We start from the raw sequence: 14137 nt of genomic DNA, 5'->3' as shown, positions 1-14137 counted from the left end.
GGTTGCCTCATGTTAATATATACGAGTAGTCAACGAGAGTTGATACGCGGCCCCGTGGTGTAGCGGTTAACATGTCGCCCTGTCACGGCGAAGATCGTCAGTTCAAATCTGATCGGGGTCGCCATTTTTTTTTACAAAAAACGTGCCTCGGTAGCTCAGTTGGTAGAGCAACGGACTGAAAATCCGTGTGTCGACAGTTCGATTCTGTCCTGAGGCACCATTTGTATTCCATGCGGTTGTGGTGGAATGGCAGACACGCCATCTTGAGGGGGTGGTGAGCGTACGCTCGTGAGGGTTCAAGTCCCTCCAACCGCACCAAAATATATAAGGACCTACAGATTACTGTAGGTCCTTTTTTCTATATCAGTATTGGCAGAATTTCATATTATATGTACAATCATAGTAATTAATAATATATTGTTTTCAGCATGAGAGTGTTTTATGAAATTTAAGTACGGCGATACATTACGGATCCGAAGTGATTTATATACAATTTTAGGCAAAATTTGCTACATTGATACTCATGGGGCGATTGGGTATAAGTATAAGCTAGTCAAACATAAGAATAACGCAGAATTTTGGGTCCGCTGGAACAAAAAACGTGGTGCATATCAGTTTACAAAGGTATGCGGTAAGGTGATGCCATCCGATATGAACGTAGTGCATCGTGGTTATCAGATGGTTATAGGTACAAGAGGTGATATAGATATAGATATTGCGGATGTAACTCGTTATGAAGAATATGAAGATGCTAATGGCACTCATACATTTACCATTGAAAAATGGACCCATAGGACAGAGTATGCAAAAGGTGTTTATGTTGATAAGGAATATGTGTCTCTTGAAAACGATGCAGAGATACCTAAGCCCATTCTAGATAAAATGGATACTATTAAGAAGATGAGGTTTATAGGACCAATTATTTGGTTTCTGGCGAACTTATTAAATAATAAAAGGTAGTAACAAATTCTTGTTACTACCTTTTTATTCGCTCTAGAATTTAGTTGTTAGCTGTTAGCTTCAGCGGTTTGAAGTTGTTCAAGTTCTGCTTCTTTAGCATCTAATTCTTTTGCACCAAAGTGGGCAAGTACACAGAATGTAATGCAAAGAATACATGCTGCCATTAGGAGATAGAAACCTGCATTCCAACCGAATTTATCTGCTAAAACACCAAATAGTGTTGTACCAAGGTTGGCACCTACGATGTAACTCATAAAGCCACGAAGACCAACAGCAGAGCCTACAGCGAATGGAGGTACGATATCCATAGTTTGTACAGAGGCTAAGAATTGAGGAATGTAGATTAGGCAACCTACAACAGCAGCAAAGAATGTAACCCATAAGAGGGATTCACTTTGCCAATAGCCAAAGATGCAGAAGAAGATAATACTTACTGCAATGATTGCTGGAGGCATACGATAACCTTTAAAGAATTTATCGGAAATATAACCAGCAAAAATTGTAGAAGGAATTGCTGCCCATTCGAAGAATAAGAAGGCGATGGACATTTCCGCTTTAGAGAATCCTTTTACTTGTAATAAGTAAATAGGCAACCATGTAAGCATACCGAAACGAATCATATAAACGAATGTATCAACTAGAGACACATACCAAGCATTTTTATTTTTTAATACATATTGTACAAAGATTTGTCTTGTGCTTAGGTGAGGTGCTTCTGCACTTCTATGTGTTTTATGAGATGTATCGGCAATGATTTCGCTAGTTGGTGGTAAACCTTCTCGTTCAGGACTTTCTTTGATCAAGAAGCAAATAATAACTGCTACTATAATTGCAATAATTGCAGGAATACCATAGCTGCCTAATTGCCAGTGATCGGTAGTAGTGAAGTATAACGCAGCAGCTACGATTGGTGCTACGATACCACCACCAAGATTATGGGAGATATTCCAAATTGCCCCAAAGCGACCACGTTCCTGTTTTGGATACCATTTGGCAAGTGTGATGAAGGATGGACCTACACCAAAGCCTTGGAAGAAACCATTAAGAACTACTAATACTAAGAAGAAGGCGAGGCTGTCGGCAAAGCTCATGAAAATATTGATAATTGCACAACAAATAAGACCGAAAGCCATAAATTTTGCAGGGCTTGCTTTGTCAGCAAGACTACTCATGAAGCCTTTACTTAGACCGTAGGCGATAAGCATACCACTAGATAGCAAACCGATTTCCGTTTTGCTCATGTGTAGGATATCTGATAAAAAATGAGTTGATAAGGCAAAGTTGTTACGAACGATATAGTACGCTGCGTAACCAATAAATACACCGGCTAGAGATTGAAATCTATATTTGTAATATAGATTCATAATCATATTCTGTGGAACCGATGGTTTTGCCTCTTTTGGTTGTAGAAATGAAAACATAGTTATTACCTTTCTTTCATAATAACCAAATTCTAGTGCACTGCTAATAATACCACTTGTAGATGATTTATGTAAATGATTTATGGTACGAAAATAAGCATTAAATGTATAAAATTTATTTATATTACAATTTGTATAAATCTTTTGCAAGTATTTATTGGTAAAATAAAAAAATAAAATTTTTCTAAAATATTGACAAAGTTATTTTATAATTGTATATTAAAGGTGACATACTGGCGTGTCGTTAAAGGGACTTAGAGAGAGTTAGCCAGACTGACATACGATATAGTTCGAGAGTAACTATATACATAAAAAGGCATGCCGCTGAGAGACGAGAGAAGGGTGGTGTGCCTTTTTTGTTTGTCTAATATGAATAATGAAATATACAATATTCTGCACCCATAAAACGTTTTCCTTCTCTGATTTTTAAAATATAAAATTTTATTAAAATAGTGTTATTGGTGATTTTAAGGAATGGACTAAGACCCTCCATATGTAATACAATGTATTACATATGGAGGTGCTTTATATGGCAAATATTTCAGTCCGTTTGAATGAACAAGAAGAAGAGTTATTTAAAACATATGCTGAGTTTATGGATGAAACACTTTCTACACTTTTTAAGAAGGCTTTATTGGAAAAGATTGAAGATGAATTTGATTTTAAGGTAGGTCAAAAAGCATTAGCAGAATATAAGCAAGATCCAGTTACTTATTCTGTGGCGGAAATGCGTGCAAAATATGGCTTATAAACTTGAGTTTTCTAAACGGTTTGACAAGCAATTTTCTAAATTAGATAAATCAACGCAACGTTATCTTTTTAATTGGCTTATAAAGAACGTAGATAATGTAGAAAACCCTAGGTACTCAGGAAAATCATTGACAGGTAATAAGACAGGCCTTTGGCGTTATCGCATTGGTAATTATAGAGTGATTGCTGATATTAATGATGACAGATGTATTATATTAGCGTTAGAAGTTGGTCATAAGAAAGATATTTATAAATAAAGGATACATTATGAAATACTTACGTCGTGAACTTAATCAAGTAGAAAAAGAATACTTAAAACAATTTGGACAAGGCTCTTTAAACCGTGTCGTTCTACACGATCCAAATACAAAGGATAAACAAGAGGTACAAGATACGATTGATATTCTAAAAGACGCTATGGCAAAGAATAAACCTTTAGAACAAGTTCCAGAAGACATGTGGAAGCTTATTGAGTTTTAAGGTGTGGCCGTTAATCCAGAACAAACTAGAGTGATTTATTTCCTCTATACAGCACAATAAAAATAAAAAAGCACATTGTTTTATGCGCAGACCATCTATGAATGAATTATTTAAGATGGCAGTTAAAACAATGTGCCTTTATTATGTATTTGGGGTTATAGGTTATAGAGTTCAGGTTTGCGATCTCTAAAGATATTAATTTTGTTGCGGATATCTTCGACTACAGCGAGGTCGATGTCCACAGAAGCAATGTCTTCATTAGTGTCCATTTCGAGTAGGTTGGTACCCCATGGATCATATACAGCAGAGTGCCCTGTACTTTGAACGCGGCCTACTGTGCCACAGCCGTTTACAGCGCAGACGAAGAGTTGGTTTTCTATGGCCCGCACTTCATTGAGTACTTGCCAGTGACGTAGACGCATCGTAGGCCATTGAGCAGGCACAAACAATAATTCTGTGCCTGGTAATGCAGCCATTCTTACTAGCTCAGGGAAACGGATATCATAACAGATGACAGTACTGCAAGGTATTCCATCTAGTTCGAAATGTGTGGTATGGGTGCCGCTTGCAAAGTATTTGTCTTCTTTGGCAGGGCTAAAGCCGTGCATCTTAGAATATTCTCCTACAAGTTCACCACTTCGGTTGTAAACATAGGATGTATTAAATACGAGATTGTCTTTTGCAACTGCTACAGATCCGCCTACAATATTTACATTATGTTCTTTAGAAAATGTACTTAATAAGGCTTTAGTACGGTCCCCATTTGTGTCGGAAATATTGATTAAATCTGTAGATGGATAAAAGCCAGTGTTCCAAGTTTCAGGTAATACGATAATATCTGGACTTTCAGATAGAGATTGAGTTAATAATTCTTGAACGCGATTGTAGTTATACTCTACGTCGTTTACGTGGACATCCATTTGTATGAGAGTAAGACGTTTTTTCATGGTAAATCCTCTGTGTATTAAAATAGTATAGTTTACGCTGTATAGTATATAATTAGAATATTAAAGCATTATTGAGAGTATTACAACATAACAATATATAATTTGGCTAACATTAGATAGTTTGGTGAAAGTATGGAATTAACAGAGGTTATACATGCACGAACTAGCGTGCGCAAGTATAAAGTATCCCCTTCACTGGGAGATGATATAATTCAAAAATTAGTAGACCTTGGAATGCGAGCTCCTTCTCCTAAAAATCGGCAACCTTGGCAGGTTATTCATGTGACTGGCGTGGAGAAGGAACATTTTGTAAATCTCGGCTTTCAAGTGCTAGATCAATATAAAGAACGTAAAGAGCATTTTGGCAGCTTGGAGATTAGTCTTAAGGCGATGAATACAGCTAGTGATTTGCTCTTTGTCTTTAATCCTTATGACCATTTGCCAGATTATACTTGCGTGTGGGAGAAAAGTGATTTACAAGCCATAGGTGCTTTTGTGGAACATATTTTGTTGGGCGCAAAAGCGATTGGATTAGGTACACTTTGGATGAATGATGTGTATTTTATGCAGAGTGAAAGCAAAGCCTTTTTGAATACTTCTCATGATGTACAGGCTATCATTGCCATAGGTGTTCCAGATGAAGCTATGTATCCTAGACCTAGAAAATCGATTGATGAGGTGCTAATGAAGCGTTAGTTTTTTACTAATCTTCATAGAAATGTTATAATATTCTGTATATAATTGTGTTCTAATAGAGGAGGGACCTATGAAACGGATTCCATTGGTAACGCTATTAGTTGTCGTATTGGCTGTGGTTTTAGCAGGATGTGGATTACTTTCACAAAAAACGGAACCACCTAGTCCAACGGCGCCTGTAAAAGAAGTCAAAATGGTACATCCAACGGGCATCCCTGTTCTTATGTATCATAAAATTGGCGATGATAAGGATAACGATGCAGTTATTCGTGAGGATCTATTCAGAGAACAAATGAAGTTCCTCAAAGATAATGGTTATAATCCATTAACGATGGATCAACTATATGATTATGTCGTAAATGGTGCAGCAGTGCCTGAAAAACCTGTTGTATTAACCTTTGATGACGGTTATGCAGATACGTATTCTATCGTATATCCAATTATGAAGGAATATGGTTTTGCAGCCACTGTGTTTATCAATCCTGGAGATGTAGGTACACGGTTAACTTGGGATCAAATTCGTGAAATGCATAAAAATGGTATTACCATTTCCAATCATGGATTCCAACATATCGAAATGGGCCAATTGTCTGAAGCTAAACAAATAGAAAATATTACAAAGGCTCAAGAAGCCCTTGCAAAAGAAGTGGGTATCAAGGATAATCCTTGGTTCTGCTATCCTTATGGAGATAAAAATGAATTCACCGATGCTGCCACTAAAAAAGCGGGCATCAAAATAAGTATGGCTATGAAATCTGGCTGGGCTCATACAGGTGATAATCCATATAACATTTTGCGTGTTTGGGTTGGTAATGCTGTTGATATCAAACATTTTGAAGAACGCATTAGTACCGAACATTTCACTGATTTATAAGGAGAAATACATTGTTCAAAAAGAATTGGGTAAAGTTCATCATCATGGTGTTCCTATTTACCGTTGTAACCTCACCATTCGTGGTGCTCTTTGGACCATTTAATAATGTAAAGCGCGCCGTTATTGGTGCCATATTGCAATCTCGTCATCCTCATTACATTACATGGCTATTCAGTGAAGATGAATTGCAATCTATTTTGGGCACAGTTGGCGTTGTTAAAAGCCAAGATTTGTTCAAGTTTAATGCTCGTGAAGATAAGAGCTTAAACCTTGAAAAAATTCAGTCTGCTCGTTATGTAGGCTATATTCTTGAAATTCCAGACCCTCGTCGTATTGAAGTCGGTACAGCTGCTAATATTCAAGAAAAAGGCGATACTACAAGTAATATTGCGAAGATGAATAATGCGGTAGCTGCTATTAATGGCGGTGGTTTCCACGATCCAAATGGTACTGGCACAGGCCGTTTGCCTTATGGCTTCATCTTGCATGATGGTGAATATGTCATCGGTAAAGATGTAGGACCTGAAGAAGCGGTAGACTTCGTAGGATTCTCTAAATCTGGTAACCTTATTGCAGGTAACTACGATAAAACACAACTTAGTGATATGAAAGCTATGGAAGGTATTACCTTTGGCCCACCTCTTATAGTAGATGGTAAGAAGATGATTACCGAAGGCGATGGTGGCTGGGGCGTAGGTCCACGTACTGCTATCGGTCAAAAGAAAGATGGTACAGTACTATTCCTCGTAATTGATGGTCGTCAACCAGGTTATTCTCTTGGCGCTACATTACGTGATGTACAAGATATTCTCTATGAAAAAGGTTGCTACATTGCAGCGAATTTAGATGGTGGTTCTAGTTCTACACTATACCTCAATGGTAAAGTAGTAAACAAACCAGCCGATTTGTTAGGGGAACGCATGATCCCAACGGCGTTTATCGTGAAATAGGAGGACAGATGAAACCTTTTACGCGTGTACTGAGCGCCTTTGCGGTAGGTATTCTTCTGCAAGGTGGGGTGTACCTATACCTTGATCAATATATGTTTGCACCGACTACGGATTTTAATGTAGCCGGCGCTTCTAAGGATGATACTAAAAACTTCCCTGATATTAAGGAAGGTACTAAATATGTATCTTATGACCGTCAGTTCATGGCGGTTGTTACTGAAAGCTCTTTGAAAATTTATAAGGCCAATGAAAGTAAGCCTACAACGATTGATTTGAAGGGCCGTTCTATTAGTTACTTTAGTTGGATGCCTGACCGTAACTATGCCATCATGGGGCTATATGACTCTAGAGAGGTTGTTATGGCTCGTCTCAATGCGGATGATCCAGAACATGAAGTAGATACAAAACTTGAAGATTTACCTCGTAATAGTAAAATCGTAGATGCCGCCTATTCTGAAGCGACGAATGTTGTTTACATGAAGGTAAAAGTTCAAGAAAACGCATATCGCATTTATCGTACCGATGCTAACTATGATACGCGTCGTGTGTATATGCAAGCTACAGATATTGGTCATATTGGCGTATTCTATGATGAAGATAGATTCTTCTATGATAATGTCAAGACTGGTGATATCTTCATGTTTAATGGTATTGAAGGCGGTTGGCGTGTTATTAATCCACCAGGTCGTTTCCGCTTGATCGGTGTTGATATGGATAAAACTATCTATATTGCTCGTGTTGATGAGGATAACAATGCCTTAACTGTTTACACTGGTAAACTCGGTGTAGGCTTCAAACCTGTTTATAATTACAATCATCCAACAACATTCAATGAATTAACATTGTCTGATGTAAAAACTATCATTAAGGATGGTAGTGACGAAACTACGAAGGTAACAGAAGATGACACATCTTCTAAATCTTCTAGTGATAGTAAAAAGAAATCTTAAGAAAAAGCCTTTATAATGATTCATTATAAAGGCTTTATTCCTATAATATATGTACTAAAAGGATATATATGAATATATTATTTGTACGACTCAGTTACATAGGTGATATCCTACATGCCACACCGGCTGCGCGCTGGATCAAAGAGCATTACCCAGAGGCAAAGCTACATTGGATTGTAACCCCTAGTATGGTAGAACTTTTACAGGGAAATCCCTATGTAGATGAAATCATTCCTTGGGAACGGGATGAATACGAAGCACATTCTAAAAAACTACATATTCCAACGATGTGGCGCATGTGGTGGGAACTTAGAGATAAGTTAAAACCATACAAATTTGATGTGGCTGTCGATGTACAAGGGCGACTAATCACAGGGCTCGTTTTATTGGCATCAGGTGCACCCATTCGCCTTGGCCTTGGTGGTACAAAAGAGCTGAATTGGATGTTTACTAACTACAAGGCAAAGCCGAGTACAGATCATGTCATAAAGCGTTATATAGAGGTTGCTAAATTACTGAATACAGCCGTTGCAGAGCATAGTGGATTAACTACATCTGTTGCTGTTATTACTGATGATGAAAAACCTTGCATAGTCAACGGTTCTAGTGGTAAACGTTTATACCATATGGATTTTTTTGTGCCCTCTAATTTGCATACTTGGGCAGAAGAACAGTGGGCATCAATTAATTATGACACATCCTTAAATCGCGGAGAGGTAGATAAGCCGCTGCGCATAGGTCTTGTCTTAGGTACATCTTGGGCGACGAAAGAGTGGCCTCAAGAAAAATGGTATTCTCTCATTAAATCTCTTCAGTATAGAGCCAATTTTGTGTGCTTAGGTGGTCCGAAAGAGGCGACTCAATACAAACCGTTGATGGACTCCATAACGGCTGATGGCCTTGATAAAATTATGCTGAATATGTTGGGGAAAACTACACTTCAAGAGGTAGGGGCCTTAATTGAAAGTTGCGATGTAGTAGTAACTGCTGATACGGGTTCATTGCATATTGCACTAGCTTTAAATAAACCTGTTGTTGCACTTTTTGGACCTACAGATCCTAAGCTGTGGGGACCGTTGACGGGGAACTTTAAGGTTCTTGTTAATGATGAGTTAGATTGCTTAGGATGTCGTAAACGACGTTGTCCTAAGCCTGATCAATATTGTATGTCTGGTATTGAATCGGTACGTGTGAAAAAGGCAGTTTTCGAATTAATAGGAGATAAATATGGCAAAGTTTAAAATTCAAAAAGGCTTATCCGATGCGGATATGATGAAAAACTTTAAAGATACTGAAAATTTTGAAGAAACAATGCTTGATAGAGAGCGTTCTGCTAAGAAACCTGTCGTATATCAAAGTCCAAAACAAAAGGAAGATGCATTCTATCGTGAATTCCTTACAGAGAAGGTAGAAACGTTAATTGGTAAAATGTTGCTCGATATTAAGATGGAATACTTCAAAGAAGGTGAGGGCGCATTCTCTATCCAAGTTAAACGGGATGGTAAAAATATCGTTCTTGAAACGGCACCAAAAAAAGTAAAACCTGAAAAATAATATAATAATAATTGCTTACTAAAAGAACCTACCTATAAAAGGTAGGTTCTTTTGTATATTTATAAATTACAATAATACAGGTATGTTATCAATAAAATTGATGAGCTTATAAGCGTACCGATGATTATCGAAGCACTAGATTTATAAATACCGATATACTTTGAAAGCTAGTCAATAATAACTAAAAATTATTGCGATATAAATTTTGGTTTCTCATTAAAAAGAGAAATTATAAAGAAATATAATTGATTAAAAATACATGTTAAATCCTAGCTTTTTAGCACTTTATTGTGATTTCCATCACGAAAAAATCATAATTGAATACATGAAATTATGAGTAAATAGCATAATGTGGTTGTTGACAAAGAATTCTATAAGTAGTCTAATATAAGTATGTCTTAACGATTGCTTGAGTATTTGCTTGTGTGAGCAAGTGCTATAAAAATCGTAAAAAAATAGGTATGAGATAGTTATGTAGTGGATGTATAAAATTACATACATAAACTATTTCGATTTGGAGGATTAACATGGCTAAAAAATTAAGAATCTGCGAAACCGTTCTTCGCGACGGTCATCAATCTATTTTGGCAACACGCATGCGTTACGAACAAATGGAACCAGTGCTTGGCCTTTTAGATGAAATTGGTTATGAAGCTCTTGAATGTTGGGGCGGCGCTACTTATGACAGCTGTCTTCGTTTCTTGAATGAAGATCCATGGGAACGCCTTCGTAAATTGAAATCCAATTTGAAAAACACTCCACTACAAATGTTACTTCGTGGCCAAAACTTGTTGGGCTACAAACACTACTCTGATGATGTAGTAGAAGCATTCTGTAATGCAGCTGTAAAAAATGGTATTGATCGTATCCGTATCTTCGACGCATTGAATGACCCTCGCAACATGGAAGCTGCTATTAAGTACTCCAAAAAAGCAGGCGCACACGTTCAATCCGCTATGGTATACACAATCTCCCCAGTTCATACAACTGAAAGCTTCTTGAAAGTAGCTGAAACATTGGTAGAAATGGGTACAGATTCCTTATGTATCAAAGATATGTCCGGTTTGTTAGGACCTGCTGATGCATATGATTTGGTTTCCACATTCAAAAAACGTTTTGGCGAATTGCCAATCGACTTGCACAGCCATTTCACTTGCGGTCTTGCAAGCACTACATACTGGGAAGCTGCTAAAGCTGGCGTAGATATCATCGATACTGCTATCTCTCCATTCGCTCATGCAACTAGCCAACCAGCTACTGAAACTATGATCGAAATGTTCAAAGGTACTGAATGGGATCTTGGTCTTGACCTTGATAAATACATTCCATTAGTTGACCACTTCCGTAAAGTAAAACAACAAATCGCTGAAGAATTCAACTTGAAACCAGCTAGTGATGTAATCCCAGCTGTTCGTCGTTACCAAATTCCTGGCGGTATGTTGTCCAATACTCAAAACCAATTGAACGAAATGGGTATGGGCGATCGCTTCTTCGACGTTATGGATGAAATGCCACGCGTTCGTGAAGACTTGGGTTACCCTCCATTGGTAACTCCAACATCCCAAATCGTTGGTACAATGGCTATGATGAACGTTATGATGGGCGACCGTTATAAAATGGTTCCTAACGAAGTTAAAGACCTTGTACGCGGTAAATACGGTGCATTGCCTGGTAAAATTTCTGACGAAATCCGTCACACTATCATCGGTGATGAAGAACCTATCACTTGCCGTCCAGCAGATCTTATCGAACCTGAATTGGAAGGTTACCGTCAAGATTTAGCTTCCAAAGGCTACAATGGTATCACTGACGAAGACGTATTGACTTACGCTATGTTCCCAGAAGTTGCTATTAACTTCTTCGATGCAAATCGTCGTTAATCCAAATAAAAAAAGAGGATTCCTTAGGAATCCTTTTTTTTTATTTATAATAAGGCAATTGAATTATATATGAGTAGGGGAACTGTTTTGATGTTAATAATATAAGGTATAAGAATTTATTTTTTACAGATATAGCATTTTTATATTTAGAGATTTTATAAAAAATATAGAGACTATTGAATAGAGCGTTATAAAACTTTATGTTTAATGTCCTAAAAATTACTTATAGTATGTTGGTATAAGTCACCCGGATGCGTGTAATTTATATTAAAAAACTTAAGAATAGTAGATAATAAAAGGTATACTGACTATATGTAATAACTGCCAATTATAAACAAACAATGAAGAAAATATGAAAGTTAAATCACTTTTTTGAGCTTTTCACTTGCTTTAAGTATTAAAAATAGCGTAAACTATAAGAAGTATCTAATGTTTATGATATTGAGGTAACCCTGTGAATTTACAAATACGGATTTGGATATCCAATGTTGTGCTCTTTGTAGTGCCTATTTTGATAGCAATTATCTTATTTTTGCTATACTTTACAGGTCTGCGCATATTGGCTAATGCCGGTTACTATTTGCGTATTGAGCAGGAACAACAGTTTAAAAGTGTCAGTCGAATCACTGAAACAATTACCTTTTATGGTTTAGAAAACAACTTAATAGATAGCTTAGTAAAGCCTAGCTATAGCCTACTCGATCCGAAGGAAGTATATGTTGAAGTACTAGATCAAGGTAATATGGTGTACACCTATGGTAATCCTCAAATCTATAGTGCCTCTGCTATTGTTGGTCTTATTGATGTAAACCCTGAATTACAAGGTATCGTATATCAATCCAATAATACTTTCGTATATGAAATGAGGAAATACGATGGGCGTCATGCTTACGTATATCATATTGCAATAAAGCGAGCTACTCATGGTAGTGATAGCTTAATGGAATCAGTTTCCTTCTATATTATTGTAGTGGCTATATTACTCTTTATTGTTACCTTCTTTGCTATTAACCGATTTGTTACACGATTCATCATGATTCATGTTAAGAATATGACAAAATCGTTAGAAATGGCCAATCGTCAGATTGAAATGGAACAGGAGCAACAAAAAGAGTTGTTAGCTGGGATTTCCCATGATATTCGGACGCCGTTAACAGCTATTAAAGCCTATGCAGAAGGTGTTCGTGATGGTATTGCACCAACAGAAGAGCAACAAAAACGTTATATGGGAATCATTTTGAAGCGGGCTAATGATTTAGATTCTATGTTAGAGGAATTATTCCTTATTACAACATTGAATTATAAGAAAGAGTCGCGGCCATCTGAACAAATTGAACTTGGTCAATATGTACGTGATTTTGTTGAAGATCATTTGGCTCCTTATCAAACAAGAGGACTTGAAATCAAATCCCGCATAGCAACTGAAAATGCTTTTATTAATGCAAATCCACAATTGTTACAACGTGTTTTGCAAAATGTGTTGAATAACAGTGCTAAGTATAAAATGGCCGATATTGGTCATTGTGTGATTGATGTAACTAGTGATGATGATTATGTATACTGTGTTATCAGTGATGATGGCCCAGGGGTACCGCCGGAATCTCTAGAGCGTCTAATGCGTCCGTTTTACCGTGTAGATTCGTCTCGTACGAACCCACAAGAAGGTAGTGGTCTTGGATTATCGATTATTCGTCGAATTATGGAAATCTTTGAAGGCCGAGTTGTGATTGAAAATGTAAGACCACATGGTCTACGTGTTATATTAGAATTTCCTAAACAAGGAGAAGAATCATGAGTGAACATATCTTAATTATTGAAGACGATTTGGATATCGCCAATATTGAGCGTGATTATTTAATGGTGGCAGGTTATGATGTTACGATTATGACTAATGGTACTGATGGTATTGAGGCTGCTTTAAATACTCCTGTAGACCTTATCATCCTTGATGTTATGTTGCCAGAAATGGATGGTTTTGAAGTTTGTCGCCAAATTCGTGACAAGGTTCGCGTACCAATTGTAATGGTAACGGCTCGTCTTGATGATATTGATAAAATCCGTGGCCTAGGTGTAGGCGCTGATGACTACATTGAAAAACCATTCTCTCCATCTGTATTGATTGCAAAAATCAAAGCTATGTTGGCACAATATAAACGCTTAACAGAGCGTGATGCTATGGAAACTAATGCTATTCAATCCGGTGAAATTCGTCTTGATCCTAAGATGATGAAAGTTTGGGTAAACGAAAAAGAAGTTCACCTTAAAAAGAAAGAGTTCCAATTATTAGAATTTTTAATGCGTAATCGTGATATCGTATTTAGTAAAGAAGAATTGTACTCTCGTGTATGGGGTCTTGACTCTTATGGTGATTATGCAACTGTAGCGGTTCATATCAATCGTTTACGTGAAGAAATTGAAGATAATCCATCAGACAGTAAACATATTATTACCGTATGGGGTGTGGGTTATAAATTTGTTTGATAACTGAAAGAGATATTCATATTATATTCACGTTATTCGTGGATGTTGATTAAATATGAATTTACAGAAGGTTATTATATAGATATAATCAAAGTTTTAACAATATTTTATAATGTTACTTTGATAATTTAGATATACAATGTATACTAATTCTAGTAAGGCTGAAGTTTGATTCTAGAAAAGTACAAACTAAA

15 protein-coding genes and 3 tRNA genes are annotated in these 14137 nt (G+C 36.9%); 16 read left to right on the top strand and 2 right to left on the bottom strand.

What is annotated here, in order from left to right; genetic code table 11:
* Positions 1 to 48 precede the first annotated feature (48 nt).
* The 4 genes from ACDF53_RS01575 to ACDF53_RS01560 all read left to right on the top strand — a co-directional run bounded on the left by ACDF53_RS01575 (position 49) and on the right by ACDF53_RS01560 (position 960).
* A tRNA-Asp gene (locus ACDF53_RS01575) sits at positions 49 to 124 on the top strand.
* Positions 125 to 144: 20 nt separating this feature from the next.
* Positions 145 to 220, top strand: a tRNA-Phe gene (locus ACDF53_RS01570).
* A gap of 12 nt (positions 221 to 232) precedes the next feature.
* Positions 233 to 318: transfer RNA gene (locus ACDF53_RS01565), tRNA-Leu, on the top strand.
* 123 nt (positions 319 to 441) lie between these two features.
* Positions 442 to 960, top strand: coding sequence for a hypothetical protein (locus ACDF53_RS01560; RefSeq protein ID WP_370815278.1), 519 nt, complete (start codon positions 442 to 444; stop codon positions 958 to 960).
* 47 nt (positions 961 to 1007) lie between these two features.
* On the opposite strand, the gene ACDF53_RS01555 is transcribed toward ACDF53_RS01560, so the two are convergent.
* The gene (locus tag ACDF53_RS01555; RefSeq protein ID WP_370815277.1) at positions 1008 to 2381 is read right to left on the bottom strand and encodes an MFS transporter; all 1374 of its coding nucleotides are present in this window, start codon (positions 2379 to 2381) and stop codon (positions 1008 to 1010) included.
* Between the two features lie 529 nt (positions 2382 to 2910).
* Here ACDF53_RS01555 and relB point away from each other — a divergent pair.
* The 3 genes from relB to ACDF53_RS01540 are packed head-to-tail and all read left to right on the top strand — an operon-like array spanning position 2911 to position 3611.
* Positions 2911 to 3132, top strand: a complete 222-nt coding sequence (relB, locus tag ACDF53_RS01550) for a type II toxin-antitoxin system RelB family antitoxin (protein WP_370815276.1) — start codon at positions 2911 to 2913, stop codon at positions 3130 to 3132.
* Positions 3122 to 3388 (top strand): type II toxin-antitoxin system RelE/ParE family toxin, encoded by a 267-nt coding sequence (locus ACDF53_RS01545; protein ID WP_370815275.1) that lies wholly within the window; start codon positions 3122 to 3124, stop codon positions 3386 to 3388. Before relB ends, ACDF53_RS01545 begins: the two co-directional genes overlap by 11 nt.
* Before the next feature lie 10 nt (positions 3389 to 3398).
* Positions 3399 to 3611 carry a hypothetical protein gene (locus tag ACDF53_RS01540; RefSeq protein WP_370815274.1) on the top strand — a complete coding sequence of 71 codons (213 nt, stop codon included), beginning with the start codon at positions 3399 to 3401 and terminating at the stop codon, positions 3609 to 3611.
* 155 nt (positions 3612 to 3766) lie between these two features.
* Here the strand turns inward: ACDF53_RS01540 and ACDF53_RS01535 are convergent, their stop codons facing one another.
* Positions 3767 to 4558, bottom strand: a complete 792-nt coding sequence (locus ACDF53_RS01535) for a carbon-nitrogen family hydrolase (RefSeq protein ID WP_370815273.1) — start codon at positions 4556 to 4558, stop codon at positions 3767 to 3769.
* Between the two features lie 132 nt (positions 4559 to 4690).
* Between ACDF53_RS01535 and ACDF53_RS01530 the strand changes: the two genes are divergently transcribed.
* The 9 genes from ACDF53_RS01530 (at position 4691) to ACDF53_RS01490 (ending at position 13943) form a co-directional block, all read left to right on the top strand.
* Positions 4691 to 5254: a nitroreductase family protein gene (locus tag ACDF53_RS01530; RefSeq protein ID WP_370815272.1), complete on the top strand. Its 564-nt coding sequence runs from the start codon at positions 4691 to 4693 to the stop codon at positions 5252 to 5254.
* Positions 5255 to 5324: 70 nt separating this feature from the next.
* Positions 5325 to 6128, top strand: a complete 804-nt coding sequence (locus tag ACDF53_RS01525; RefSeq protein ID WP_370815271.1) for a polysaccharide deacetylase family protein — start codon at positions 5325 to 5327, stop codon at positions 6126 to 6128.
* A gap of 11 nt (positions 6129 to 6139) precedes the next feature.
* Positions 6140 to 7078, top strand: a complete 939-nt coding sequence (locus tag ACDF53_RS01520; protein ID WP_119206479.1) for a phosphodiester glycosidase family protein — start codon at positions 6140 to 6142, stop codon at positions 7076 to 7078.
* An 8-nt stretch (positions 7079 to 7086) separates the two neighbouring features.
* Positions 7087 to 8028, top strand: coding sequence for a hypothetical protein (locus tag ACDF53_RS01515; protein WP_370815270.1), 942 nt, complete (start codon positions 7087 to 7089; stop codon positions 8026 to 8028).
* 68 nt (positions 8029 to 8096) lie between these two features.
* Positions 8097 to 9269 carry a glycosyltransferase family 9 protein gene (locus tag ACDF53_RS01510; protein ID WP_370815269.1) on the top strand — a complete coding sequence of 391 codons (1173 nt, stop codon included), beginning with the start codon at positions 8097 to 8099 and terminating at the stop codon, positions 9267 to 9269.
* Complete coding sequence (locus ACDF53_RS01505) at positions 9256 to 9582, top strand: hypothetical protein (protein WP_227721368.1); 327 nt, start codon at positions 9256 to 9258, stop codon at positions 9580 to 9582. Before ACDF53_RS01510 ends, ACDF53_RS01505 begins: the two co-directional genes overlap by 14 nt.
* A gap of 527 nt (positions 9583 to 10109) precedes the next feature.
* Positions 10110 to 11462 carry a pyruvate carboxylase subunit B gene (locus ACDF53_RS01500; protein WP_119206482.1) on the top strand — a complete coding sequence of 451 codons (1353 nt, stop codon included), beginning with the start codon at positions 10110 to 10112 and terminating at the stop codon, positions 11460 to 11462.
* A gap of 454 nt (positions 11463 to 11916) precedes the next feature.
* Positions 11917 to 13257: a sensor histidine kinase gene (locus ACDF53_RS01495; RefSeq protein ID WP_370815268.1), complete on the top strand. Its 1341-nt coding sequence runs from the start codon at positions 11917 to 11919 to the stop codon at positions 13255 to 13257.
* Entirely contained in the window at positions 13254 to 13943 is a 690-nt protein-coding gene (locus ACDF53_RS01490; protein ID WP_004693664.1) for a response regulator transcription factor, read from the top strand. The genes ACDF53_RS01495 and ACDF53_RS01490 overlap by 4 nt, the downstream gene beginning before the upstream one ends.
* Positions 13944 to 14137: the final 194 nt, after the last annotated feature.

The sequence above is a fragment of the Veillonella sp. genome (assembly GCF_041333735.1).
Taxonomy (GTDB): domain Bacteria; phylum Bacillota; class Negativicutes; order Veillonellales; family Veillonellaceae; genus Veillonella.
The sequence above is the reverse complement of the archived record's forward strand: the minus strand, read 5'-3'. Positions and strand labels throughout refer to the sequence as shown.

What these genes read in the sequence shown, in the direction of transcription:
- ACDF53_RS01560 (WP_370815278.1), top strand. Translation starts at nt 442, where the DNA reads ATGAAATTTAAGTACGGCGATACATTACGGATCCGAAGTGATTTATAT.
- ACDF53_RS01555 (WP_370815277.1), bottom strand. Translation starts at nt 2,381, where the DNA reads ATGTTTTCATTTCTACAACCAAAAGAGGCAAAACCATCGGTTCCACAG.
- relB (WP_370815276.1), top strand. Translation starts at nt 2,911, where the DNA reads ATGGCAAATATTTCAGTCCGTTTGAATGAACAAGAAGAAGAGTTATTT.
- ACDF53_RS01545 (WP_370815275.1), top strand. Translation starts at nt 3,122, where the DNA reads ATGGCTTATAAACTTGAGTTTTCTAAACGGTTTGACAAGCAATTTTCT.
- ACDF53_RS01540 (WP_370815274.1), top strand. Translation starts at nt 3,399, where the DNA reads ATGAAATACTTACGTCGTGAACTTAATCAAGTAGAAAAAGAATACTTA.
- ACDF53_RS01535 (WP_370815273.1), bottom strand. Translation starts at nt 4,558, where the DNA reads ATGAAAAAACGTCTTACTCTCATACAAATGGATGTCCACGTAAACGAC.
- ACDF53_RS01530 (WP_370815272.1), top strand. Translation starts at nt 4,691, where the DNA reads ATGGAATTAACAGAGGTTATACATGCACGAACTAGCGTGCGCAAGTAT.
- ACDF53_RS01525 (WP_370815271.1), top strand. Translation starts at nt 5,325, where the DNA reads ATGAAACGGATTCCATTGGTAACGCTATTAGTTGTCGTATTGGCTGTG.
- ACDF53_RS01515 (WP_370815270.1), top strand. Translation starts at nt 7,087, where the DNA reads ATGAAACCTTTTACGCGTGTACTGAGCGCCTTTGCGGTAGGTATTCTT.
- ACDF53_RS01510 (WP_370815269.1), top strand. Translation starts at nt 8,097, where the DNA reads ATGAATATATTATTTGTACGACTCAGTTACATAGGTGATATCCTACAT.
- ACDF53_RS01505 (WP_227721368.1), top strand. Translation starts at nt 9,256, where the DNA reads ATGGCAAAGTTTAAAATTCAAAAAGGCTTATCCGATGCGGATATGATG.
- ACDF53_RS01500 (WP_119206482.1), top strand. Translation starts at nt 10,110, where the DNA reads ATGGCTAAAAAATTAAGAATCTGCGAAACCGTTCTTCGCGACGGTCAT.
- ACDF53_RS01490 (WP_004693664.1), top strand. Translation starts at nt 13,254, where the DNA reads ATGAGTGAACATATCTTAATTATTGAAGACGATTTGGATATCGCCAAT.